Annotated in this window: 25 protein-coding genes; 14 read left to right on the top strand and 11 right to left on the bottom strand. The window is 37.5% G+C overall.

Annotation, left to right across the window (positions count from 1 at the left end):
• The first annotated feature begins 204 nt into the window (after window positions 1–204).
• Together AB1Z56_RS26655 and AB1Z56_RS26650 are read left to right on the top strand one after the other, a co-directional pair.
• On the top strand, window positions 205–2,853 hold the full coding sequence (locus tag AB1Z56_RS26655) for a family 78 glycoside hydrolase catalytic domain (protein WP_426790588.1): 2,649 nt from the start codon (window positions 205–207) through the stop codon (window positions 2,851–2,853).
• Window positions 2,854–3,130: 277 nt separating this feature from the next.
• A complete protein-coding gene (locus tag AB1Z56_RS26650; RefSeq protein ID WP_309366741.1) occupies window positions 3,131–3,667 on the top strand; it encodes a GNAT family N-acetyltransferase in 537 nt (178 codons plus the stop codon).
• 22 nt (window positions 3,668–3,689) lie between these two features.
• On the opposite strand, the gene AB1Z56_RS26645 is transcribed toward AB1Z56_RS26650, so the two are convergent.
• The 4 genes from AB1Z56_RS26645 to AB1Z56_RS26630 form a co-directional block, all read right to left on the bottom strand.
• Window positions 3,690–4,547, bottom strand: a complete 858-nt coding sequence (locus AB1Z56_RS26645; RefSeq protein WP_426790587.1) for an alpha/beta hydrolase — start codon at window positions 4,545–4,547, stop codon at window positions 3,690–3,692.
• 169 nt (window positions 4,548–4,716) lie between these two features.
• Window positions 4,717–4,938: a methyltransferase type 11 gene (locus AB1Z56_RS26640; protein ID WP_309366737.1), complete on the bottom strand. Its 222-nt coding sequence runs from the start codon at window positions 4,936–4,938 to the stop codon at window positions 4,717–4,719.
• A gap of 157 nt (window positions 4,939–5,095) precedes the next feature.
• On the bottom strand, window positions 5,096–5,224 hold the full coding sequence (locus tag AB1Z56_RS26635) for a hypothetical protein (RefSeq protein WP_309366736.1): 129 nt from the start codon (window positions 5,222–5,224) through the stop codon (window positions 5,096–5,098).
• A 204-nt stretch (window positions 5,225–5,428) separates the two neighbouring features.
• The gene (locus tag AB1Z56_RS26630; protein WP_309366734.1) at window positions 5,429–5,647 is read right to left on the bottom strand and encodes a hypothetical protein; all 219 of its coding nucleotides are present in this window, start codon (window positions 5,645–5,647) and stop codon (window positions 5,429–5,431) included.
• 250 nt (window positions 5,648–5,897) lie between these two features.
• Here AB1Z56_RS26630 and AB1Z56_RS26625 point away from each other — a divergent pair, with 250 nt between their 5' ends.
• Window positions 5,898–6,566, top strand: a complete 669-nt coding sequence (locus tag AB1Z56_RS26625; RefSeq protein WP_426790586.1) for a hypothetical protein — start codon at window positions 5,898–5,900, stop codon at window positions 6,564–6,566.
• A gap of 330 nt (window positions 6,567–6,896) precedes the next feature.
• Here the strand turns inward: AB1Z56_RS26625 and AB1Z56_RS26620 are convergent, their stop codons facing one another.
• On the bottom strand, window positions 6,897–7,493 hold the full coding sequence (locus AB1Z56_RS26620) for an HD domain-containing protein (protein ID WP_309366729.1): 597 nt from the start codon (window positions 7,491–7,493) through the stop codon (window positions 6,897–6,899).
• Window positions 7,494–7,671: 178 nt separating this feature from the next.
• Between AB1Z56_RS26620 and AB1Z56_RS26615 the strand changes: the two genes are divergently transcribed.
• The 6 genes from AB1Z56_RS26615 (at window position 7,672) to AB1Z56_RS26590 (ending at window position 13,302) form a co-directional block, all read left to right on the top strand.
• Window positions 7,672–8,694: an LLM class flavin-dependent oxidoreductase gene (locus tag AB1Z56_RS26615; RefSeq protein ID WP_426790585.1), complete on the top strand. Its 1,023-nt coding sequence runs from the start codon at window positions 7,672–7,674 to the stop codon at window positions 8,692–8,694.
• Between the two features lie 13 nt (window positions 8,695–8,707).
• Window positions 8,708–9,829, top strand: coding sequence for an NAD(P)-binding domain-containing protein (locus AB1Z56_RS26610; RefSeq protein ID WP_426790584.1), 1,122 nt, complete (start codon window positions 8,708–8,710; stop codon window positions 9,827–9,829).
• 158 nt (window positions 9,830–9,987) lie between these two features.
• The gene (locus AB1Z56_RS26605) at window positions 9,988–10,899 is read left to right on the top strand and encodes a hypothetical protein (protein WP_426790583.1); all 912 of its coding nucleotides are present in this window, start codon (window positions 9,988–9,990) and stop codon (window positions 10,897–10,899) included.
• A gap of 146 nt (window positions 10,900–11,045) precedes the next feature.
• Complete coding sequence (locus AB1Z56_RS26600) at window positions 11,046–11,816, top strand: helix-turn-helix domain-containing protein (protein WP_426790582.1); 771 nt, start codon at window positions 11,046–11,048, stop codon at window positions 11,814–11,816.
• Window positions 11,817–12,019: 203 nt separating this feature from the next.
• On the top strand, window positions 12,020–12,517 hold the full coding sequence (locus AB1Z56_RS26595) for a DUF1772 domain-containing protein (protein WP_309366719.1): 498 nt from the start codon (window positions 12,020–12,022) through the stop codon (window positions 12,515–12,517).
• A gap of 281 nt (window positions 12,518–12,798) precedes the next feature.
• Complete coding sequence (locus AB1Z56_RS26590; RefSeq protein WP_313266680.1) at window positions 12,799–13,302, top strand: hypothetical protein; 504 nt, start codon at window positions 12,799–12,801, stop codon at window positions 13,300–13,302.
• A 410-nt stretch (window positions 13,303–13,712) separates the two neighbouring features.
• Here the strand turns inward: AB1Z56_RS26590 and AB1Z56_RS26585 are convergent, their stop codons facing one another.
• On the bottom strand, window positions 13,713–14,519 hold the full coding sequence (locus AB1Z56_RS26585) for a hypothetical protein (RefSeq protein ID WP_426790581.1): 807 nt from the start codon (window positions 14,517–14,519) through the stop codon (window positions 13,713–13,715).
• Between the two features lie 352 nt (window positions 14,520–14,871).
• Here AB1Z56_RS26585 and AB1Z56_RS26580 point away from each other — a divergent pair, with 352 nt between their 5' ends.
• The gene (locus AB1Z56_RS26580) at window positions 14,872–15,444 is read left to right on the top strand and encodes a hypothetical protein (RefSeq protein ID WP_309366713.1); all 573 of its coding nucleotides are present in this window, start codon (window positions 14,872–14,874) and stop codon (window positions 15,442–15,444) included.
• 126 nt (window positions 15,445–15,570) lie between these two features.
• Here the strand turns inward: AB1Z56_RS26580 and AB1Z56_RS26575 are convergent, their stop codons facing one another.
• Genes AB1Z56_RS26575 through AB1Z56_RS26565 form a run of 3 tightly spaced genes read right to left on the bottom strand, consistent with a single transcriptional unit; the run spans window position 15,571 to window position 16,901 of the window.
• Window positions 15,571–16,086: a hypothetical protein gene (locus tag AB1Z56_RS26575; RefSeq protein ID WP_426790580.1), complete on the bottom strand. Its 516-nt coding sequence runs from the start codon at window positions 16,084–16,086 to the stop codon at window positions 15,571–15,573.
• Entirely contained in the window at window positions 16,043–16,420 is a 378-nt protein-coding gene (locus AB1Z56_RS26570; protein ID WP_426790579.1) for a hypothetical protein, read from the bottom strand. The genes AB1Z56_RS26575 and AB1Z56_RS26570 overlap by 44 nt, the downstream gene beginning before the upstream one ends.
• A complete protein-coding gene (locus AB1Z56_RS26565; protein ID WP_426790578.1) occupies window positions 16,407–16,901 on the bottom strand; it encodes an N-acetylmuramoyl-L-alanine amidase in 495 nt (164 codons plus the stop codon). The genes AB1Z56_RS26570 and AB1Z56_RS26565 overlap by 14 nt, the downstream gene beginning before the upstream one ends.
• A 404-nt stretch (window positions 16,902–17,305) precedes the next feature.
• Between AB1Z56_RS26565 and AB1Z56_RS26560 the strand changes: the two genes are divergently transcribed.
• Window positions 17,306–17,863 (top strand): hypothetical protein, encoded by a 558-nt coding sequence (locus AB1Z56_RS26560; protein ID WP_309366705.1) that lies wholly within the window; start codon window positions 17,306–17,308, stop codon window positions 17,861–17,863.
• A 48-nt stretch (window positions 17,864–17,911) separates the two neighbouring features.
• On the opposite strand, the gene AB1Z56_RS26555 is transcribed toward AB1Z56_RS26560, so the two are convergent.
• On the bottom strand, window positions 17,912–18,253 hold the full coding sequence (locus AB1Z56_RS26555; protein WP_293904640.1) for a winged helix-turn-helix transcriptional regulator: 342 nt from the start codon (window positions 18,251–18,253) through the stop codon (window positions 17,912–17,914).
• A 95-nt stretch (window positions 18,254–18,348) separates the two neighbouring features.
• Here AB1Z56_RS26555 and AB1Z56_RS26550 point away from each other — a divergent pair, with 95 nt between their 5' ends.
• Window positions 18,349–18,951 carry an FMN-dependent NADH-azoreductase gene (locus tag AB1Z56_RS26550; RefSeq protein WP_309366703.1) on the top strand — a complete coding sequence of 201 codons (603 nt, stop codon included), beginning with the start codon at window positions 18,349–18,351 and terminating at the stop codon, window positions 18,949–18,951.
• A gap of 152 nt (window positions 18,952–19,103) precedes the next feature.
• On the opposite strand, the gene AB1Z56_RS26545 is transcribed toward AB1Z56_RS26550, so the two are convergent.
• The gene (locus AB1Z56_RS26545; protein ID WP_426790577.1) at window positions 19,104–20,192 is read right to left on the bottom strand and encodes a lipase family protein; all 1,089 of its coding nucleotides are present in this window, start codon (window positions 20,190–20,192) and stop codon (window positions 19,104–19,106) included.
• A gap of 152 nt (window positions 20,193–20,344) precedes the next feature.
• Between AB1Z56_RS26545 and AB1Z56_RS26540 the strand changes: the two genes are divergently transcribed.
• Both AB1Z56_RS26540 and AB1Z56_RS26535 read left to right on the top strand, forming a co-directional pair.
• Complete coding sequence (locus tag AB1Z56_RS26540; protein ID WP_426790576.1) at window positions 20,345–22,576, top strand: ATP-binding protein; 2,232 nt, start codon at window positions 20,345–20,347, stop codon at window positions 22,574–22,576.
• 142 nt (window positions 22,577–22,718) lie between these two features.
• Window positions 22,719–23,609 (top strand): SIR2 family protein, encoded by an 891-nt coding sequence (locus AB1Z56_RS26535; protein ID WP_309366697.1) that lies wholly within the window; start codon window positions 22,719–22,721, stop codon window positions 23,607–23,609.
• Window positions 23,610–23,689: the final 80 nt, after the last annotated feature.

Raw genomic sequence — 23,689 nt, 5'->3', positions numbered from 1 at the left:
TCTTTGAATATGACATAACTGTCTCGATTTCCCCTTATGATTCACGAAGTTATAGATACATTTTCCATTTGATCTTAGCATAAGACAAGTTTTTAGTTTTCCATCAGGACAGTACATGACGGATATTTCGGATTTATTACGGATAATAGCTATATTGCTTTTATATTCCAAACAACAGGTTACTAATCAAATCTTAAACCATCCATGAAGACTGTGCTCCAAAAATTAGGAATATTAGGATTTCTGATCATACTGAATTTCTACGCCTTCGCCCAGAAACTCGGCGTAATTGATCTTAAGGTAGAACATTTAAAAGATCCATTAGCCATTGAAACCGCAGCTCCGAGATTGAGCTGGAAAATAACTTCTACCGAAAAAAACACCCAACAATCTGAATATGAAATCCGAGTCGGAACCGATAAAACCTTATTAAATAAGGGAAAAGATCTAGTTTGGGAAAACCACACTGTCACTGACCAATCTATATGGATTGATTACGCCGGATCTCCCTTGCAGTCAAAGAAAAAATACTTCTGGCAAGTACGGGTGAAAGATAATCATGGGAACAGATCAGCGTGGTCCACGATTGGATTCTTCCAAACGGGAATGGCTTCCTCTGATTGGCATGCACAATGGATCACCGTTTCCGGAAAGGACACTTCGGCCCGCAGTCCACTTTTCAGAAAAGAATTTACACTGAAAAAAAAGATAAAGTCAGCCATGGCATATATCACAGCAAAAGGGCTATATGAAGCCAAACTCAATGGGCGCCGTATAAGTGATACCTATTTTGCTCCGGGATGGACCAGTTACAAGAACCAGCTGCAATACCAAGTTTACGATGTTACCGCATTTCTTACAGTCGGTTCCAATGTGATCGGTGCAAGTCTTGGCAATGGCTGGTATAAAGGTCGTATTGGATTTGGAAACCAACATAATTTTTATGGCGATACACGTGGACTGCTTTTGCAGCTTGAAGTCGAATATACAGATGGCACAAAGCAAACGATAAAGACAGATGAAAGCTGGAAATACACCTATGGGCCGATTATGGCTTCGGACATTTACGATGGCGAGCGCTATGACGCAGGAATGGAAATCGCTGGCTGGGATACTGCTGGATTTAAAGAAGATAACAAATGGACGGCAGTAGGTTTAATGAACAAAGGAACAGAAAAACTTATCGCTATGAGCGGTCCTCCTGTAAGGAAACACGAGCAGTTTAGAGCCCTTCGGGTTTTCAAAACGCCGAAGGGAGATACCGTTGTCGATTTTGGCCAAAATTTGGTAGGTTGGGCGACGTTGAAGGCTCAAGGTCCTGCCGGGACAAGGATTACACTAAGTCATGCTGAGGTACTTACAAAGGATGGTAATTTCTATACAGAAAACCTACGATCGGCCAAGGCCCAAAACAGTTATATTTTAAAAGGAGGAGCCGAACAAATATTTGAACCGCATTTTACTTTTCAGGGTTTTAGGTATGTGAAAGTCGAGGGCTATCCAGGAGAATTAAACGTCGATAACATAACGGCTGTTGCCCTCTATTCAGATATGCAGACAACCGGTAAATTTGCGACTTCCAATCCCCTGATCAACCAATTACAGCACAATATTCAATGGGGACAAAAAGGAAATTTTTTGGATGTACCGACCGACTGTCCACAACGCGATGAACGTTTAGGCTGGACAGGCGATGCGCAAGCTTTTGCCAATACAGCGGCTTACAATATGGATGTTGCAGGGTTCTTCAGCAAATGGTTAAGCGATGTGAAGGCTGATCAACAGCCCAGTGGACTCATTCCTCATGTCGTACCGAATGTGCTCGGGGCCAACGACGGTGCATCAGCCGGTTGGGCCGACGTATCCACAATCATTCCTTGGGATATGTATGTCGCTTACGGAGATCGCAGTGTACTGGAAACACAATATGAAAGTATGCAAAAATGGGTAAATTATATTCGTTCTGTAGCGAAAAATAATCTTTGGAATTCAGGTTTTCATTTTGGGGACTGGCTTTTTTACCGCCCGAATGACGATAATGATGGAAGAGCTGCCGTAACAGATAAATATCTCATCGCACAGACCTTTTATGCCCACTCGACACAACTACTGATTAACGCAGCGGAGGTCCTAGGCAAACAAGAGGACGCTGCAAAGTACAGGGCATTACTTTCTGACATCAAAACAGCTTTTGCAAAGGAATATATGACCGCAACTGGCCGGTTGGTATCCAGTACACAGACAGCTTATGTATTAGCGTTGCAATTTGATATGCTTCCGGAAGAACTCCGAGCTGCATGTGCTGATCGCCTTGTTGCCAACATCCGTGACTATGGCAACCACCTCACCACCGGTTTCTTAGGCACCCCCTATATATGCCATGTTCTGACAAGATTTGGGTATAATGATGTTGCTTACGATCTGTTAATGCAGGAGAATTACCCGTCGTGGCTCTATCCTGTAAAAATGGGTGCCACCACCATCTGGGAACGATGGGACGGTATTAAACCCGATGGTTCGTTTCAAACTCCAGACATGAACTCCTATAATCATTACGCCTATGGCGCTATTGGAGACTGGATGTATCGAACAATAGCAGGAATTAACTCCGTAGCTGCTGATCCAGGTTATAAAACTATTGTTATAGCCCCAAAACCAGGTGGTAAATTAACTAAAGCCTCGGCAGAACTTGAAACGATGTATGGCATTGTGAAATCGGCTTGGGTGCTAGAAAATAACATACTGAAACTAGAGGTCACCATCCCTGCCAATACCAAGGCAAAAATTGTGCTTCCCAGTTCCAGTCATGAGATAGGTTCCGGCACCTATCATTTTGAAAGCAGCATCAAGTAATCATAAAAGCCACGTCATATGACGTGGCCTTAAACTAGATATATGGAACAATCATGAAACACGGGGACCTTTTGCCATTGCATATCCCAAATATTTTCCAACGCCAACAGGTAAACTGTATTATCAAAAAATGGATTTGCCCCCGCAAGCTAGTCAACGTCTCTAGACTTCCAATCTATCTGCTGTAAAGATAACATGGACAATAAAATAATGCAGGAAACTTAACAATTAAATAGAGGATTGATATAACAATTTCAGATACACGAAGTATTAAATAATGATCAGTTTAAAACCACTATCGCTTGACGATGTCTCACCATTTTATGAATGGATCAATGATGATATGTCTATAAAATATTCGCTCTCACTTTTTCAGTCGCTAAACACAAAGGATCAAATTGACCATTGGTTTCATTCAGTTGTCAATGATTCAACAAGTTTTAACCGGGGAATTTTCCTGACCGATTCAAATAGATTGATAGGCTATGCTGGCATTTGCAATATTTCCAAAGCAAATAGATCTGGCGAGTATTTTATCTTTATCGGAGACCGTCGAGAATGGGGAAAAGGAATAGGCTCAGAAGTCACTAGATTAATCCTAGGCATTGGATTTGAAAAACTAGAGCTCCACAGGATTATGCTCACTGTATCCGAACCAAATTATGCCGCAGTAAAAGCATATCAAAATGCAGGCTTTAAACTCGAAGGGAGAATGCGTGAAGCCTGTTTTAGAGACAATCAATTTCACGATAAGCTATTCATGTCAGTTTTGGAAGAAGAGTGGCACAACGCAGCACAACTCAGTGTAAAATGAAATTAAACACTGTATAACCCAGCTACTGCTTTGAATAGACAGTTTTTGGATAAAGCTTCTTAAAAGCATTGTAGACAGCTTGGTGTATTACTGTAGAATGCAATTCATCAGGCATATAGTCGAATACAAAATGAATCTGCTTATTGCTTTTAATGACCTCGGATAACGCTTTAGATTCATCATACATTTTTACATCTTCTTCTCTATTGGGTACACCAAGGTAAACATTTATATTTTTTTTCAAATTACGTTGCAAAAACTTGTCCGCATTTTCCAATAAAAATTCATCTCCCCACCACAAACTTGGACTGATAATAATGTAATCATCAAATAGTTCGGGTTGTTTCAGTAATATTTCTACCGAAAAAAGTCCAGCTAGAGATTCTCCGATTAAGGTCTGTTTTCCATTCGTTTTATAGTTGCCGCTCATGTAAGGGATCAATTCATTTTTTATGAATGCCCTGTATTGTTCAGAACCGCCATAAGAAGGAAAATTAGCTTTCTGAAAGCCTTCCTTTTCTATAAAATCAGTATTTTCAACGGGGAAGGTAAAATCTCTTCTTCGCGTATTCCCCCCTATCCCAACAACAATACTTTGCGGGAATCTGTCGATCCAGGGTTGTGTACTGAAACGTACAATACCTGCTATATGGAAGAAATCTTCATCAACTCCGCCATCCAGAACGTATACGATAGGATACCGAACAGAATCACTTGGATTATAATTATCAGGTAGACAAATATTGATCGTTCGATCTTCACCCAAAACCTTTGAATGCAATATTTCTGATATACCTATTGATAATGGTATTCCTTTTTGTGCAAAACAAGCTGTGTTAAAAATAAGGAGTATTAAAAAAAGGAGCATTCTACCTATCATATTCGATATATTTTGCTTTAACAATGGACATGTGATTAATCTTTTGAGATCGTCAGCTATCAGACATAACAACTTCAAAGTTTGTAGCTAGCAACGTTCAGCAAATTACTGCCGTGAATTTACAATGAAAAATAAATATAATAGATAGGTTTTTATTTTTAGCGAGTGATTAAATGATTCTTTCACAGCGATAGCCCCACTCAAACATCTTTCTAACGATACTATTGGTCTCGATTTCCAATTGCGAAGATTCCACTCTGAGAATACGCTCCTCATCGTCAAGATCGAAGTTAATTTTATAAGAAGAAAACAAGCTGACAAGAGTTGCAACGATTCGCTGCGCATCTTTCATTCGATAAACATTGGTTTTAAATATTTCGACTCGTTTCATTAGATCTGATTAAATTCTGTTCAAGATACATTGTGCTAGTCCAATTCCATTTACTGATTCTAAACTACAATACGATTCGCACAACAGCTACAAAGTTTAGATAAACACAACAAAAAAATCGGCGAGTATGTGGAATTAAGCGGTAAACATCTTGTTGTTATTTAACGACCAAATTGTAACTGTTCATAAACCCCTGAATAAGTTCAGGTAGATTCAACAACAGAACTACACAAATGACAATAGCAAGAATGGCATAAAAAAACCACGACGAACTTTTCTTTTTCATAATAAACTATCTTAAGTTTAAAGATATAGGCTACACAAACTAATACGCTATAGAAAAAAATAAACAGATAGAGCACATACCATATCCGCTTGATTTCCCGATATAGTTCAATATATAAAAATTAATTTATATAACAATAAAGTAATTTTAGAAAATATATTTTTCAAAAAAAATCTATAAAAGCTTTAATGAAGAAAAGTCGTTTTACAAAGCTGAATTTTTGGAATCCGCGTATCCTTGAATTTTATCCTGTTGCATTTTTTTTAGGGACGTATTGGTTTTCGTCGCATTATTGACCTGTAAATTATATTGGATTCTTGTATTCACGGTAGTAGCCGCCTCTTCTTCGGATTTCAATCCACTAAAGAACGTAGTCACTCCCACTACAGTTAAAATTGCCAATGAATTAAAGAAGTGTATCATAAATAAAGATTGAATAGTTTATCAATCCAATTTCAAGAAACAAACTTTAAAACACTACAACTTTTCGGTGAAAGAACAATTTAAATCGGTAAACAACAGACTTTTACCTATCAACCGTCCTCTTATTACTATTGATGCTTAAGTAAAAGGGTTCATATTAAATTTCAGATCAATCATATATTAAAAAATTTTTATAACCTTGCAGTCAACAAATATTTTAGAAGAATTTGATTTCAAACATAATTTCATTATGGCTATTAATAAGTTATTGCCAGAACAATTATTCAAAGATCCCTTGTTTTGGAGTGTACTTCTACTTAACTTACTCATTGTTTACCTCTATGCTGATGATGCCGTATATAATTATAATATCGTTTTTGCACAGGCACTACAGACTTTCGCCTATGGCATTTCGCATTACTTCCTGTTAAAAGATACACCAATCAAGTATATTGTAAAAAAAGTAAGGCTCAATCGTACACGAAAAAAAACAGATAAAAATAGAAAATCATTTGGCACCTATGTGGAAAGGGATGAAAAAGGTAACACAACCTATGCCTTTATATTTCTTATACTGCTCTGCTTCATCACATTATTCTTAGTTGCTATTGTGTTTTTTATCAACTGGAAAATTCATGAGGGCTCCCTTGTCTTCCAGATTTCAGATTTTTACACCTCAGTTTGGGCGATCTCAAACGCATTTTTTTATTATAAAAACAACAAAAAACGTCTGACTTATTCCAATAAAAATCCAAGTGAGCTCATTGCTATACCATTTTTTAAACTCTACATCCCTATCTTTTTGATGTTTTCTGGTTATATACTTATGATGAAAGTCGTCGGCGATTTAGTTAGCTTTATACTTTCCAATCCAAAATATTGGAAAACAGAAAATGTAACCAAGAACGAAAGTGGATAATCTTGCTAATGAATTGACAGATGATTTATTCACAAAGATACATTTTAACGACTGTCTTGACTATGCTAAAAAATAGTTGGCGATAACCTATAACAAGTGTGCACTCCAATATTAAGTTTTCTTTAATTCTGACACTCCCTCTTTAGCCTGATTGCTCAATTTCGTAAATATGTCCCATGAAAAGAATAGGATCATTCCTCTTGACGACTTGTCTGTTTGCAACTTCGCAACTCACATTTGGTCAAAATAACATGAAACAATAGCCCTACCTGCAGCTATTTTTATCGCATACACATTCGACGGACTTATTAAAGAATACGGGCGTGCCTACTAATTCTTTTTCAGAATCCCCCGCATCACTCCTGTATCTATCAATTTTTCAGCATATTCCCAGAGTACTGTTGAACTATCCTTAATGACAGATTTCTTTGCATAAACCTTTTCATAATTTACACCAGGTTCATTCCAGGTTCCACCATTATTGGAACTATTTTGCAAGAGCGGCTCCAATCGATCCATGGCGCGGGCAAACTTCGCATCATGAGTCTGGCCAGCTTCGAATTCTTCCCATAAGGCGATAAGTTCTTCGGTCTGCTCAGTTGGGAGAATTCCAAATATCCGCTGAGCTGCTATACGTTCCGCAGCTGTATTGTTATGATTTTTTTCTGCATCATAGATAAAGGTATCACCGGCATCAATTTCAACAATATCATGTATCAATACCATCTTGATCACCTTCAAAAGATCTACCGATTGATTTGCATGTTCTGAAAGCACCATGGCCATTAGTGCGAGATGCCAACTGTGTTCGGCATCATTTTCGGGTCGATCGCTATTGAAAAGTTTTGTTTTTCGCTGAATATATTTAATCTTATCGATCTCCTTAATGAACTCAATCTGTTTTAATAATTTATCCGAAAAATCCATCCTCAATCACTTATTTAATTTTATAATACACAAATTTACCTTTTTTGGAACACAGCTTACTTGTCATTTGGCAAATCAGTTCAAATCCGATATTATTTACATCTACCGGACAATCTATATCACTGAGATAACAGCAACATTTGTTAAATTTGATTGACATCAAATCGCTTTGTGATTTATGAAAAAACTAGGCTTTTTATCTTTTGGACATTGGTCCAAGCATCCTGCATACAGCACGCAGACGGCGAGCGACACCCTGCTGCAATCAATAGATTTAGCGGTAGCAGCCGAAGAAATAGGATTAGACGGCGCTTATTTCCGTGTACACCATTTTGCGAATCAGTTAGCTTCCCCTTTTCCATTATTATCGGCCATTGGAGCCAAAACCTCCAAAATCGAGATTGGAACGGGTGTAATCGACATGCGTTATGAAAACCCGCTTTACATGGTGGAGGATGCGGGAGCTGCCGACTTAATTTCGGGTGGCAGATTACAGCTAGGTATCAGTAGAGGCTCGCCCGAACAGGTAATAGACGGCTGGCGTTATTTCGGTTACGATCTAGCGGAAGGCGAGACAGATGCCGATATGGGCCGGAAGAAAGCGTTGGAGTTTTTGGAAAAACTAAATGGTATTGGTTTCGCCGAACCAAATCCTTACCCAATGTTTCCAAATCCCCCAGGCTTACTTAGGCTAGAACCTCATTCGGATGGATTACGAGATCGCATATGGTGGGGAGCAGCATCCAATGCCACCGCGGTATGGGCTGCTCATAATAGAATGAATCTTCAAAGTTCTACCTTGAAGTATGATGAAAATGGCAAACCTTTTCATATTCAGCAAGCAGAACAGATTCGGTTATACAAAGAAGCTTGGAAGGAATCTGGGCACGCCGGAGAACCCAGGGTTTCAGTCAGCCGATCCATTTTTGCTTTAGTAGACGATTTAGATCGCTATTACTTCGGACAAGAAGCGGACAAATCGGATAAAATTGGCGTTATTGAGTCAGACAAAAGAACCATTTTTGGTCGAAGCTATGCTGCTGAGCCAGATCAGCTCGTTAAAGAATTAGCACAGGATGAAGCCATACAGGAAGCTGACACGCTGCTTTTGACCATCCCGAATACTCTAGGGGTAGATTACAACGTACATATTCTCTCCGCTATCCTGGAACACGTGGCTCCCGAACTGGGCTGGCGCTAATTATACTGCATTTATGCTAAAAAACATTCGTTATAAAACAAAAATTGCAGTCATCGGCGCTGGTCAGGCAGGACTTTCCGCTGCTTATCATTTAAAAAAACTGGGGCTTAAAATCGGGCAGGATTTCATTATTTTAGATGAAGCCCCCAACGCTGGTGGTGCCTGGCAATTTCGCTGGAACTCACTCACCTTAAGCACTGTCAATAAAATACACGATTTGCCAGGCATGTCGTTTGAGGAAACTTTATCGACAAATGATACCGAAGTTCAGGCCAACACCGCCGTTCCCCATTATTTTGAACTTTATGAAAAGAAATTTGGACTTCAGGTATATCGACCTGTTAAAGTAGAAAAGGTATATGAGGCTGGGGATCGCTTTTATATTGATACCTCAGAAACACTTTTCTCTGCTCTTGGTATTATTAATGCAACGGGAACATGGGGAAGCCCTTACATCCCTGCTTATCCAGGAGCAGAGTTATTTCAGGGAGAACAGCTCCATACAAAAGACTTCAAAACTGCAGATTATTTTCGAGGCAAACATGTAATTGTTGTTGGTGGTGGCATCTCTGCCATCCAGCTACTCGATCAAATCTCACAAATAACGACCACGACATGGGTTACAAGACGGCAACCTTTATTTAGAGAAGGGCCATTTGATGACATGGCGGGACACAATGCTGTTGCCATGGTAGAGGAACGCGTTAGGCAAGGACTTCCCCCTTTATCAGTAGTCTCCGTTACAGGACTTCCCTACTCCGCTGAAATCCAGGAAATGGAAAAACGCGGTGTACTTAAACGTTTTCCCATGTTTAAAGAAATAACCAAAACAGGAATCAAATGGGAAGACGGACGAGAAGAAAGAGCCGATGTTATATTGTGGAACACAGGCTTTAAAAGTTCTTTAAGCCATTTGGATACAGTGCTACCAAAAGAAGAGCAAGGCGGTATTCAAATGGCCGGCAGGCTGGCTACCATGGTCGCTAAAGAACCTAGAATTCATCTCGTCGGTTATGGCCCATCCGCATCAACTATCGGTGCAAACCGTGCCGGAGGCGCTGCGGCGAGAGAACTTCTAAAAACGCTCTCAATGGCCGACCTGAGCACAAACTCTTATACAAGAAGCCAACCGTAGCGATAACACCATTTTAAACATAATAACAAACAGCCACTTCATATTAAATAATTAGCAACTCGACTAATCTTAAATCACCTCCTATCGCTGTTAACAAATGATTAAAATAGAAACTTAATCCTTCGATCAATAAAACCTAACGACAAACTTAAATTAGCATGAGCTATCTTAAACAGCAGACTCGCCCCAAAATAATAAAGCAACACTGGTTATGGTTGCTGGGACTATTTGCCATGGCATTTTTTAGTTGTACCTCTCAAAATAAACAGGTGCACCTACCAGATTCGTTTCTGGTCTATCAGGAAATTGATAGCCTGAAAATCTCGGAGTACAACCTCAAAGAACAAGACTGCACTTTGATAGCAAATAAGTATTATAGATTATCCGTCTTTAAGAATGACTCAAACTGTTTTTTTCAGATTGAAAAACTGCACAATCATCAATGGCATCTTATTATGCGAGATATGGAGTATCAGACCAATAATTCAGGACTGTCTTTTGCCGATCAGAATAATGACGGTTTTAAAGATATTGTATGGAACAAGAAATGGCAAGAACATACCTATTTGTTTAATCCAAAAGTTGAAAACTTTATTGAGGTAGGCGAATATCACAATAGCAAAACAGTTAAAATAAATGGTAAAACCGCATTTTATAAGCAGAGTTTTCCCATTCAATACCTCTGGAACGAAGAAAAATCCATGAACTCAATTTGCGGAGAAATAATCGAAACACATTCAGAACTCTTTGCAATAGATGCGGATTACCGAAAAATCAGCATCGCAACAATAGATAATTTCGACAGCTATAATTATTCCGCTGGTGATAGTTGTGTACAGGTTATCAAATGTTATATACCTCCTTATAAGGGACGTTACGGCAAAATCAGCATTTGGAATATTGGAATACCGGTGGATTCTATTGTTTTAAAAAGTGATCTAAGTCATTATAATCCTTCATTGGATTCGAATTTGATCGCCAACTATTGGCAAAATAATTGTGTTAAATTATTAAAAAACGCACAATTATTTCAAGTGAGAAGAGAAAAGCCCCTTTATTATTTTAAATAAGCCGGATTACATTCACATATGTTTGAAATGTGCTATATCATGATAAATCAGCTAATGAAAATCCGATGGCAATATCAGCTCTTATTGGATATTTCCGTATAAGAAGTATATGACAATTCGTAATTCAAAGCCAATACAGTTAATTGATGAATCCTAAAATTATCCATCCCGACAAATCCATTGCATTATTTGTAAAAGAAATCTTGGTGTTTGAAAGTACCGATGAGTATCGTAGTAACTTACCTTTTTATGCTGACGGATACCCGGGCTTGTTATTCCAACGATCAAAAGGAGACTTTCTCATTAGCCCCCATAATAAAAAAATGCCCCATATTTTCTTATATGGTCAAACGATAACACCTATTACGATCAATGCAGCTGGCCCCTTTCAAATTATAGTTTTCAAATTTTATCCTTTTGTGTTACGTGCGTTTTGGGATATACATCCAGAAAGCATAAATGACAGCTGTTATTATTTAGAAGCCACGCCAAATGCAGACATCCGTCAATTGATTACTGAATTATCTTCCTCCTCAAACTATAGCAACAACATCCGCGTGCTATCCGATTTTCTTCTCCACCTTTTTAATACCAAGAAGGATCATCTAGACTTTTCAATTAAACAGGCTATCCTAAATATCATCGAAAACAATGGTCAGGTTGCCATTGGAGAAATTGCCAGGGAGGAGCGACTGAACATCCGAACCTTTGAACGCAGATTTCTTAAAGAGACGGGATTGACTGCTAAACAATTTGCTAAGATAGTGCAATTTCAAACCTCTCTGCAACAATTGACCAGTAAAGACTTTCACAGACTAACGGATATTGTTTACGAAAATGGCTTCTCGGATCAGTCTCATTTCATCCGTGTATTTAAAGCCTTTACAGGTTCAACTCCCGCTTCATTTAACAAATGATAAACTGTGTCGTTTTTATTCTATTTTACTTCAGCGCTTATTCCAACCTTTGTACAGATGCCGGGTAGATCAACATCGGTATTGGTGTTTTTTCAAAGTCTATACTCTTTACGAAATAGACTTTAAAATAATATTTTGATACGCCTGCATATCAACTGAAGTAAGTTTAGCAAACGAATCTCACAATTAAAACAAATAGAAACATGAAATTACAGGACATCATTTTGGCGCTGGCAACAATCTTCTCGGCCATCATATCTGGTTTATTCTTTTCTTATACATTTTCGGTCAACTTGGGTCTGCATAAACTTAATGACAGGGCTTATCTGATGGCCATGCAAAATATCAATAGAGAAATACTGAATCCTGCTTTTTATTGTTGCTTCTTGGGAGCACCAATTCTATTAGCAATTTCTACAGTATTATTGTTTGATATCCATTCACCAAAGTTCTATTTAATACTGGCAGCGAGTTTGAGCTATATCCTTGGAGTATTTGTAATTACGGGAATACAAAATGTCCCTTTAAATAATCAATTAGCATCAATAGACTTATCGATTGCTTCAGAAAAATCTATAAAAATTATGCGTGAGACCTTTGAAAGACCTTGGGTATTCTGGAACAATATCCGAACATACTGTTCTGTTATAACCTTAGTCTTCTTGATTATTAACCTCGTCTTCTTTAAATCAAAAACCTAGTTAGAAAACGGCGCCAGTTACACAAAATCAACTCAATAGCGCTTTATTACGAGCAATAAAACCCAAAAGCTTCCCTTTCCACAAAACGAAAACAATTGTTGAGTAAGCGAATTTAAATTTGCACCCAACGAATTTAAATCATACGCTAATATCTATTTTCCAATATATTACCTTTATAAAAGATAACAAGTAGATCGTATAAGTCAGCGTCATTTTGGATGCAGATCTATTGAGCTACAAAAAAAGAAGCTTTAAATATCTCTCAATTAATAATTTTTGACATGAAAACAAAACACTTAATTTCAGCATTATTATTAGTGTCATCTGGTTTGACACTGTTAGCGTCTTGCAATGGCGGTTCTGTTGATACGGTAAAAGCTATCGAATCAAACTATGACAATCAAAATAAAACCATTGAATTAACAGGTGAGTTTGATGCGCCTTCTTTTACCTTCTCATCAGGCAAATCAAAAACCATGGCTATGAATTTTGTGGTCAAATCCCATGCCTTCAGCTCAGAAAAATTCACTGCTTTCAGCGTGATCTTACCAGTTGGAACAGAAAAAAACAATGTGTTATTTGACCTTCCTGCTGATCAGAAAAATTATACACTCAAAAATTTTTACGTATTTGACAATAATGGCGAGAAAATCAATCTAGATTCCCATACAACGTTCAAGATGACCGGAACAGTGCATTACAGTGAATTGGAGAAACCTGAGAATGAGCGGGAAAAAGATAACTTCTCTTATACAATAACTGATGTAAGTTTTGTAAAAGATTAACATTGGTAGGGACGTATGCAGCGCCAAAAATAATCTTTATATATATCCTATTATTTCTTTTGAACGCTACGAACATGCTTGAATAATGAGCAACCAATATTCTTGTTACGTTATCAGCTGTCTTAACGCTATATATATACTAGGAACGCTAAAATAGCACGCAACAACATGTTCGTATACGTTCAATTGATAGTCAAATATAGAAATAAAAACTAATTAAATTAGCTTTTATTTCTATATTTTTTAGCAAAAAATAGTAGAAAGCTCAAACTAAGTACTTTTAGGTTTAGAAGAGCACAATTGAATCAATTTACTGAGCACCTATATATGACGTAAAAAGATCCATTGACTAAACTTTGGTGTTAAAAAACGAACCGTAAAAACGATAAAAATTGAGGATTAAGCTCTTTCTAAAGCGAACGGCTAATATCTACAACATTAAAAATCTGGTCTACATCGTCCAGGCTTACCTCAAAATCAGGATATCTTGTTTTATCAGCATTAAGAGAGCGAAGTGTAAGAATTCCATTGTTTACATCATGATGGGCAATCTCTTTAATAATAACGCCTTCATATTTGTGGACAACAACCCAATAACGATATTTATGGGTATGAAATTTTGATTGCCATAGCTCCCTTTTTATCAGACGGCCAGTTACAATATCACCGTCTAACACACTCGCATCAGTCCCATCGGTCATACTATCCCCACTGACTTCAAAAGAACGATAAGCTCCTTTATGAAACTCATTAACCGTAATAAAATGTGCCGGTAAATCGTCCATATATTCAGCATCTCCAAAGCCAGACAAATATCCTGCTTTAGCCTTCTCTGTAACAAGTTTAGTCTGCATCAGATATCGTCCTGGAGAAACCTCAAAAAATATATTGTTCTTGTTTTCATCGATAAACTTGACATCATCAGAAAAGTATCCTATTGATTTCCCATTGCCGATGCTAACCATCGATATGAAGTCAGACTGAACCAAAGTTCCTCCTCCTATCCTTTCTCCCTTTCCATACACTAACCAATCATACTGAATATGAGGAAAGGCTTGTTGAATGCGCGTTTTCATCGTTAGACCAATAGGATACTCTCCTTTTTTTATACGCGAGTAGACTTGTTCACGTACACCTAACAGCGACGCAAATTCACGGTTGGTAACACGCATCTCCAAGCGTAAAACTTCAAAATTATTATTGGGATAAGTTTCCATAGTCCATAGGATATTTAACAAATGTTACACAAATACATAACATTCTGAGACTAAGTTACACAACTTATTAAACCTAAACAAACAGACAAACAGATTTAAAGTTTAAAAACCTAATTATCAACAAATTAAAGTTAAACAAATAAGTTTAAAAACCCAAAGGTAACACACAAAAAATAAGTTTAAAAACAACTTGAATGATTAACAAATTTGTTTAACTTTGTTTAACAAGTAATAGATTAAAATAAACTATAGATCCACAGCAAAATCAAGCACCTACTGGTGGATTGAGTCATTTGTAGGATCACCAACTCAAGAAACGAAAAATCAGTTCATACTTAAACGGAAAAAGAAAATGGAACAGCTACTTATACACAGTCTAAAACAACACATAGTTTACGCACTGGATCACAATCAGTCACACGGACAAAACAATATTTTAAGAAAAAAAGAAACAATCGGATTAACAGAAAAAAATAGTTCACAGCGTATGAACCCATTATATTATTCATTCATTATGAATTTCTTAAAAGAAAATCACCCCGAAATATTAAGGTCCATCGATAAAATATACGAGTCTGATCTTTCTAAAATCAGTAAAGTTATAGATTGTTATTGCCAATTTGTAAATATACCTGCTAAGCAAATTATGGGAGAATATATCAATTATAAAGATATACAGCATCGCTACAAAGCAATAGCCGTTGTGCTTCGCATTTTTCAGCCAGAAAAATTAGATAATCTGAAAACCAAAGTAAAAAGTAGCATATACAAAGAATTAGGTCCCTATTTACAAATAAATAATGACACATTACAGAAGTCCATCATCTGTGCATGCAACCAATTTGACCTTTACCGTGATTTCAAAAAAGAGATCAAACAAATTGCAAATTATTACCTTATTGAGGCCCGTTTCAACAATGACTAATTACATCCTCATAAGTATCCAAATCATTATCAACACCTTAAACCTTCCCTTCATAAAAAAATATAGTCCTTGAATATTGAATACTCAAGGACTTTTTTGTATTAAATCAATTAACCTGCAGGACTATTACCAGTGCACAGAAACTCGACCTTTTCTTATCAACCAGATAACCAATGCGATTAAAATCCCCAAGCCCATTGAAAAATAAAGCATCCTTGTTATAGCCGGTTTAACTACCGATTTTGACTCCGCATTATGAAGCTCTATTTTCTTATCGCTTTGCTGACTGCTCTTCATTTTATGATCTTTCCAGCCTGCGTCAAATCGGCCCTTAGTCTCCAGTGTCTCGCCATGTACGCTTTGTTTCTGATAGATTTTCCCGCTTCGAAGCTGTACAAAACCGTCTCGCGTGATCTGAATCCCCTCGCCTTCAATTTGAAGAACGCTCTCGTTTTTAGTTAAAGCTTCAGCATATGATTGAACAACCTGTACTTCTCCTGTATCCCGCTCAACCTGCAAATTTTCATCTATTTTTTCTGTGACAACCGCTTGTTTGGATACGCTAGATTTTAAAGTCTTCTTAAATAGACCGCAACTGCTAACCAGTAGCAGTATTGCGATCATCTGTAGTGTATTTTTCATTTTTTATGTGTCTTAATTCAATTTGTAATCTGTTATAGAGCTTCATGAGATCATCATATTTTACTTGCAAATCTCCCAAGGTCTTCGTACAAGTAATACGTTCATCATTTGCCAAGCGTAAACCTTCATTAAGATCTTCAATAATAGCTCGCAATTGTTCGATATCTTTCTCTAACCTATTCGCATATCCCTCCCATTTTTCAATTACCTTTCCGGCATTCTCGACATTCGTTGCTTCCACTTCGGCTTGCTGTTTAGGTTTTCCCACCAAGTAGCCTCCAACTGCGGTGACCACCGGGATAATTAATTTCTCTAAAATTTCAAGTAATTCCATTATAAGTTCCTTTCGTTAACAGTTTAAATTTCTCCCAAGGAAACTGTGTCCCTGGATCCTCCTTTCTTCCTGGTGCGATATCAGAATGTCCCAAAATCGCTCTAATTGGATATGCAACACAAATGGTTTTACATATGGTTATCGCCGCATCAATCTGTTTTTCAGTATAAGCCTCCTGGCCTTTATTTTGCAGCTCTATCCCGATACTACAGTTATTGAGATCTTTCTGTTCGGCCCAGGCACTGACCCCAGCATGCCAACATTTAATATTAAATGGAGCCAATTGCGTTATAACACCATCGCGGCTTATATGAAGATGTGCCGACACCTTACTCCGCGAATCTGTCATCCAATCGATCGCACTTGTTCCATTAGTTGCACCATCGTAATGCATTATAATATAAACAGGCTTAATAATTCCACCTTTGTTAGGAGTTTCTCTATAAGAAACACCTACTAGTTTGTTTTCTTTAATTTCCATAGCGCTATACATTTACAATTAAAACTTTGTTTCTTTTTCATTTAGCTCTTATTTCAATACAAAGTTAGGCGCAACAGCTTGCAAGCAAATGGAATATCAGACCTATGTAGGCGGTACATCGCACCTACCGAAAATATAGTCAAGCCTACTATTTCAACAAAAAAGCCCTATCTCGTCGATAAGGCTTTTTGCTAAATAATATCAAAGAAAGAACGGCTTAACCAATACCCTTTGAGAATTGACTGTTTACGTTGAATACACAAAAAAATTGGTCATTTCAGCTGGCTATCTTAATTAGCGTTCGATACCATAAAACTTAACATTCCGAACCAAAAGCACAATAAATTGAAAAAAAATAAATATTCTAAAAGTATATATTAATTTAGCGTAAAAGACATTTTACTATGCCAATGACCAAAAATGCCATATATTTTGACAAAAATGAGGATTACATTAGGTTTGTTATCAAAATGGTACATCCTAAGTTATATGTATTCATCTTCGCCAGTCTATGTATCCTGTCAATCCTAGGCACATTGTCCCTCATTGTTGTATTCAATATTTTTGCAGAACTAGGGCCTTCCTCTCTATTAGTATTGAGCCTAGGCCTGCTCATTTCATTTGGATTTTTTAAAATTTACAGGTGGCACCATGCGGGTGAAGAATTTTTCATACTAGCAATAGATAACATTAGTTATCAGATTAACAACGGCATAAAACTATCAGAGCTTAGATCATTTGAAGCAAAAGATTACAAGATCGGTTTCCACAAGACGAACAATTATGAATCAAGTATCTGCGGTAGAATTTATTTTTATCGGATTGATCCAGACACTAAATTGGTTACGATTATTTTAGATAGCACACTGGAAGTAGCTTTAGAGGAATACGAACTTCTAGAAGAAAATTATCTTCAAATGACACGAAAACCAACATCCCTTTTCGATTTCAATTTGAACTAACCCAAAAGCCTTGAAAGCGTTAATCCCTTTTCGGTGATTATAAACTAGTTAAAGGCCAGCTATTATTTTGCGACGATGTTGCTGCCCCCATTGCTCCATCTCAATCAGAACCTGCTCTAGCGTCTTACTGTATTCGGTCAGCTCATATTGTACCGTTACAGGTTTGGTATCGCAGACCATACGTTTCACAAGTCCATTCATTTCCAATTCCTGAAGTTCCTTCGACAAGATTCTCGGGGAAATGCTCGCCTCACGTGAAAGCTCATTAAAACCGCGCTTTCCATTTCTCAAGACCGAAAGCAGTACGAGTTTCCATTTACCACCAACGACATCTAAAGTATCCCGAATAGCCAAATTTGCTTTAGCACAACGTTCTGCAGTATGTTCCATATACTATTCTTTTTGTAAGTACTATCCTTTTTGTAACAGATAACAAAACTATAGTATTTATCTGGAAATTTGTCACAAGAAAAATAAAATAAAAAATGAAAATATTACATATCATCTCAAGCTTAAGAGGCCAAGCATCCTTCAGTAATAAATTAGGAAATTCTATTATTGAACAAATAAGAGCCAAACATCCCGTTGAAGTAAAAGAGCGGAACCTTGCGTCTACACCACTTCCTCACTTATCTGACAAGCATGTTACAGCTTTCTTTACTCCGGCGGACGAAAGAACTAAAGATCAACTTGAAACAATACGTCCTTCAGATGAGGCTATTGCCGAACTTATGGAAGCAGATACCCTGGTGATCGATGTGCCTATGTACAATTTCACTATACCCTCCACAATAAAAGCATGGATCGATCAGATAGCCAGAGCAGGGGTGACATTTAAATACGGAGAGAACGGTGTAAAAGGACTCGTAACGAACAAAAAGGCCTACCTGGCGATTTCTACCGGCGGGATCTATTCAGAAGGCTTCATGAAAGATTTCGATCATACGGAGCAATATCTTCGACATGTTTTAGGATTTTTGGGTATTACAGATATTGAGGTTTTTAGAGTTGAAGGTGTTAACCTAGCGGAAGCAAAGGACGACGTCTTTTCCAAAGCAAAACAACGAATAGAAGATTTTGCATTTTAACCCCAAATAAAACATTTTCTCCCCACCTTTGTTATTTGTGTGTTATAGCATAGGATGAGTTATACCGTGAAGGCTAGGAAGTTGGTTCGCCTAGCCTTTTTTGTCGCGTAGAGAAATGCATTCGACAGCCTTCAAGAATAGAAATGATCTTGTCAAGGAGACGGGAGCTTTAACCTCATTGCCAGATAATAATAGGGTTCGATCGAATGATGCAACATCATACCGTCATCACTCCTTTCATTAAACAACTTGAAATACTCCTCATCTAAAGACAGAATGATCTGCGTACCGGTTCGCACATAATCATTGCTTGGAAAGTATTTTGGTTCTTTAAAATTAGGCAGGTACTTCCTAACCATCTTTGAAACTTCCTTCCCAAGAATTTTTTGATAATTTACCACGGCTTTCTCAGATGGATTTTTCAACATTTTGAATGCAATTCGCTTTTTTAACCCCTGTTTTTTAATAGTCGATGCAATCGGTACAGTTGGATTTCTGCCAGGAAGATCTAGATGCTTTTGAACTGTAAATGGTACCTGAGGGACCCAATCCATTGGATTTACAACTTGGTATGCCCACCCAAAGCTTCTGTTTTCATATTCGTAAGCAAAATAAAGATTACCTGGTTTGGGAGCTGCAGAACAATAAGTCTTGAATCTAATATCTCTCGGCAATCTACCTGCATCTTGCAACTGATAAAAATATGCGGTCAGTAAATATCCGATTCCTCCCCCTTGACTATGTCCAACAATTAGAATATCTTTCGTTCCTGACTGATAAAGTGAGTCTATTTTTGACAACATATCTCTGGAAATAAAGGCTGTACTGATTAGATACCCGACATGAACTGCTGCATTCGAATCGTTCGAAAGCTTGTAGTTAAAAACAAAATCAGTATCAATATCTAATTTCCCTGAAGCTGGAACCATTGCTGCGTACAAATTAGCAAGCCAGCTCAAATTATTGTCAACCGATCCTCGAATACAAAAAACTGCAGCCCCTCCATCTGTATTCCATAATTCATACAAATTATTTAATCCCATTTCCGGACTCCTATACTGAAATGTCGCATGCATCGGTTTTGAAACAGCTCCACTTGTACTGTCGACTGTTTTATAGATACCAGCATTAATTCGCAGCATTTCTTGATATTCAGCAATATCAAATCCAGGTTGAAGATGCTGAGCATTTGCAAAGGACAGGAAAAACAACATCAAAAAGAATACAAAATATCTTGTCATAGTACATGTGTTTTTAACTAGATAAATTTAAGAAATTTCATTATATATCCCTTTACTGGATCCAAAAGGCTTGCTCTCTATCTGGGATCTGTCGTATGTGTTTCGATACAGAATATGGTCATAATACAACTTTTTTTTGTAAGTTAGTCTTTATGGACGACCCCCACTTTTTAAATTGCGATCAAGAAGCTATCCATCTCTGTGGTCACGTACAAGACTTTGGTTTCCTGATCGTATTTGATAAATTTCATCGCTGTATTTGCTGGAGTCAAAACTGGCAAGAGATCAGCTTACCAGAACACAGCATACACAAAGGATTGCTCCTATCAACCTTCATCAACAGCCTTAAGCTATCTCATCCTATCGATCTAGACCAGATACTACGGGACAACATGGAGATTTTCAAACATCGATATGTAGCCGATATTCAGCTGCAGGATGGAACTCATTACCTTAGTATTTATCCATTTGACGATAAAATTTTTATTGAAATAGAAAAGCACCAATCGCAATCCCATCAATTCAAAAATATTTACCACTACGCCCAACATATCAACAACAATAAAGACATCTGGAAAGCGCTGGCAGAAAATATCTATACCGTAACGGGATACGATCGTGTGATGATCTATAAATTTTCAAAAAGTGGAGACGGCAAAGTTATTGCCGAGCACGTGTCTGAAGGGTTAGAACCTCTTTTGGGATACCATTATCCCGAATTCGATATTCCTCAACAAGCCCGCCTGCTTTATACAAAAATTTTTGCTAGGGTCACTCCTGACGTGGATGCTAAGCCAATCCCTGTACTTGGTATCAATCCAGAGAAACTAGATCTTTCCATGACCGGGATACGAGCCATGTCTCCAATCCATCTTCAATATCTTCGTAATGCACAAGTTCGTGCAAGTGGAAGTTTCTCTATTGTCATTAACGGTCAGTTGTGGGGCTTAGTCGCCTGCCAAAATAGAATGCCCAAAACGATAGATTTAGCACAAAGACATCTCTCCGTATTTATTGTCCAATATGCAGTAAACAGCTTTTTGGCCAACAAACAAATTGCAGAAAACAACTTCAAGCTGAAGACAAAAAGTATAGAATTTGAGATCAGACAAAGTCTATTCTCAAAGCAAGATCTCCATCAGGTCATCGGAAATCTTACTTCTAGTTTAATAGACATCCTGAAAGCGGATGGAATGGCATTCAAATACCGCGGAAAATGGCATATGATAGGCAAAACGCCCAACAAAGACTATATTCAACAGCTGGAAAATAATCTGGCCAACCGCTGCAAAGACGAATTATTTTGGCAATCTGATTTTAAATGGCCTCAGAATGACAAAGAACAGTGGTTTCATTTTCCAGGCATCGCAAGTATAGATCTGGAGCATAAACTGGATTTTAAGATTTACTTTTTTAGAGAAGAAGTGAAAATTGAGGAAGTTTGGGCAGGACAACCTGAGAAACAGCTTATTTATGATCCTAACAAATCGGCAAATTTTCCATCTCCGCGCACGTCATTCGAAGCATGGAAGAAGACTATTAGCGGGACTGCGCCAAAATGGAAAGAATGGGAGATTGATTTTCTTAAAAACCTAAGTTTTATTATACAGGAAGCCTGTTTAAAGAAAATCACGGAAATTCAGGCGTTAAATGAAAAATTAGTGGAAATCAACAATGTACTTGAAACTTTTAGCTATACATTGAGCCATGATCTGAAAAATCCGCTAGCGGCTTTACAGATGACCGCGCAAATGATCCGGGACCGAGCTGGATTAAGTCAGGAGTTCCTGACAAAAGCAGGTAAAAATATGATGGAAGCAATTTTGTTGATGAATAATATGCTTGATAAAACCGTTGATTTTGCCCGTACAAAGAGTTATGATTTTGAATATGAGCCGGTGTATCCGGAGCGCTTCATCCAACATATTATTGATGATTGTAAAGTCAGATATCATATCGATAAACTGGAATTTCAAAAAGGCAGAATCCTGCCTATCGATGGCGAAAAAACATTGATTTATCAATTGTTTTTAAACCTTCTAGGTAACGCAATAAAATATAGCAGCAACAAAGGGATCCCAATTATAGGACTGGATAGTGAAGACTGTGGTCATGCTATCGTCTACAAGATCTACGACAATGGCATTGGAATTTCGGCAGAAGAAACAGAACGGATTTTTGAAATTTTCCATCGCCTGCCCAATGCTGTTGAATTTGATGGTTCGGGAGTTGGATTATCCATTGTCAAAAGAATTCTGGAGCGGCTTAATGCAACCATCACCGTGGAAAGTACGCTAAATGAAGGAACAGCCTTTACGATTCATTTTCCTAAAAGAAGCAATACGCTAAAGTCTGCGCCAGCTAAAAATCCCTACCAAAATTAATCGGCCTAAGTCCTTCAAGATTTTTTATTAAATTAGTGTAGGGCAGATCCAAATTCAACAAATTATTACCCCTACAACTAAATACGTGATTGTTTAACATCACCGGGAAACTTTTTAGTCGGGACTCTTGATTTATAGTACAATGACCAAGTTCACTTTATTCGTTGGAAACGACATAAATAATATTTCACCAGGAATTAGCTGGAGCGATTTACTCCTCAATATCAAAGCGAAATATAACGTCAGTTCATTAGAAAATGGACAAAAGCCTTTCCCTATGCTATATGAGGAAATATTTCTTAATGCAATTAAAGACAAACATATCAATGAGAGAGAACTCAAAAGTTATATATCGGATTGTGTTTCACAGATCAACCAAAATGAAATACACCAATTAATTCGGGATGTTCCGATCCAGAATGTCATTACCACAAATTATGAATTTAGTTTGGAAGGGAAAACGGCGACGACAAATACTGGTCTAATCCGTGAAACGACCTATAGTGTATTTCGCAGACACGAAAGCGACAACAAAACCTATTGGCACATACATGGAGACTGTCTAAACCCATCGTCCATTAACCTTGGCTATGAACATTACTGCGGTCAACTGCAAAAAATGAGAGACTATGTCGTTAACGGAACAAATTACAGTTCGGAAACTGTTTATAGAGCCCCATTGATGAAAAGATTAAGCCAGCAAAAGGACACCAAACTCCAATCATGGATTGATCTATTTTTCACGCAGGATATCCACATACTTGGTCTTTCGCTTGATTTTGTAGAGATAGACCTTTGGTGGCTCCTTACTTATCGTGCAAGAAATAAATATTACAAACGAAGTACCTTTATTGTAAATCAATTATTTTATTACACAACTAAAAAATGGCATGAACTTTCCAAGGATAAGATGCAACTGCTTCAGGCAAATGATGTTGAGATAGTTGTTATTGATGAAGCCGATAAAACTAAATACTATAAAAAAGTACTTGCTGCAATAAAGAAGAGGTACGGGTTATCCAGTAAAGCGTAAATTAGACTACAGACTCATTAAATCCCCTTTTAAGCTTTTATCATCATGTCTTTAACAGAAAAAGAGTTTCGTGCGGCTAA

Origin of the sequence: Sphingobacterium sp. WOUb80, from assembly GCF_050058145.1 — a bacterium.
Taxonomy (GTDB): Bacteria; Bacteroidota; Bacteroidia; order Sphingobacteriales; family Sphingobacteriaceae; genus Sphingobacterium.
This window is presented reverse-complemented; position numbering and strand designations above follow the sequence as displayed.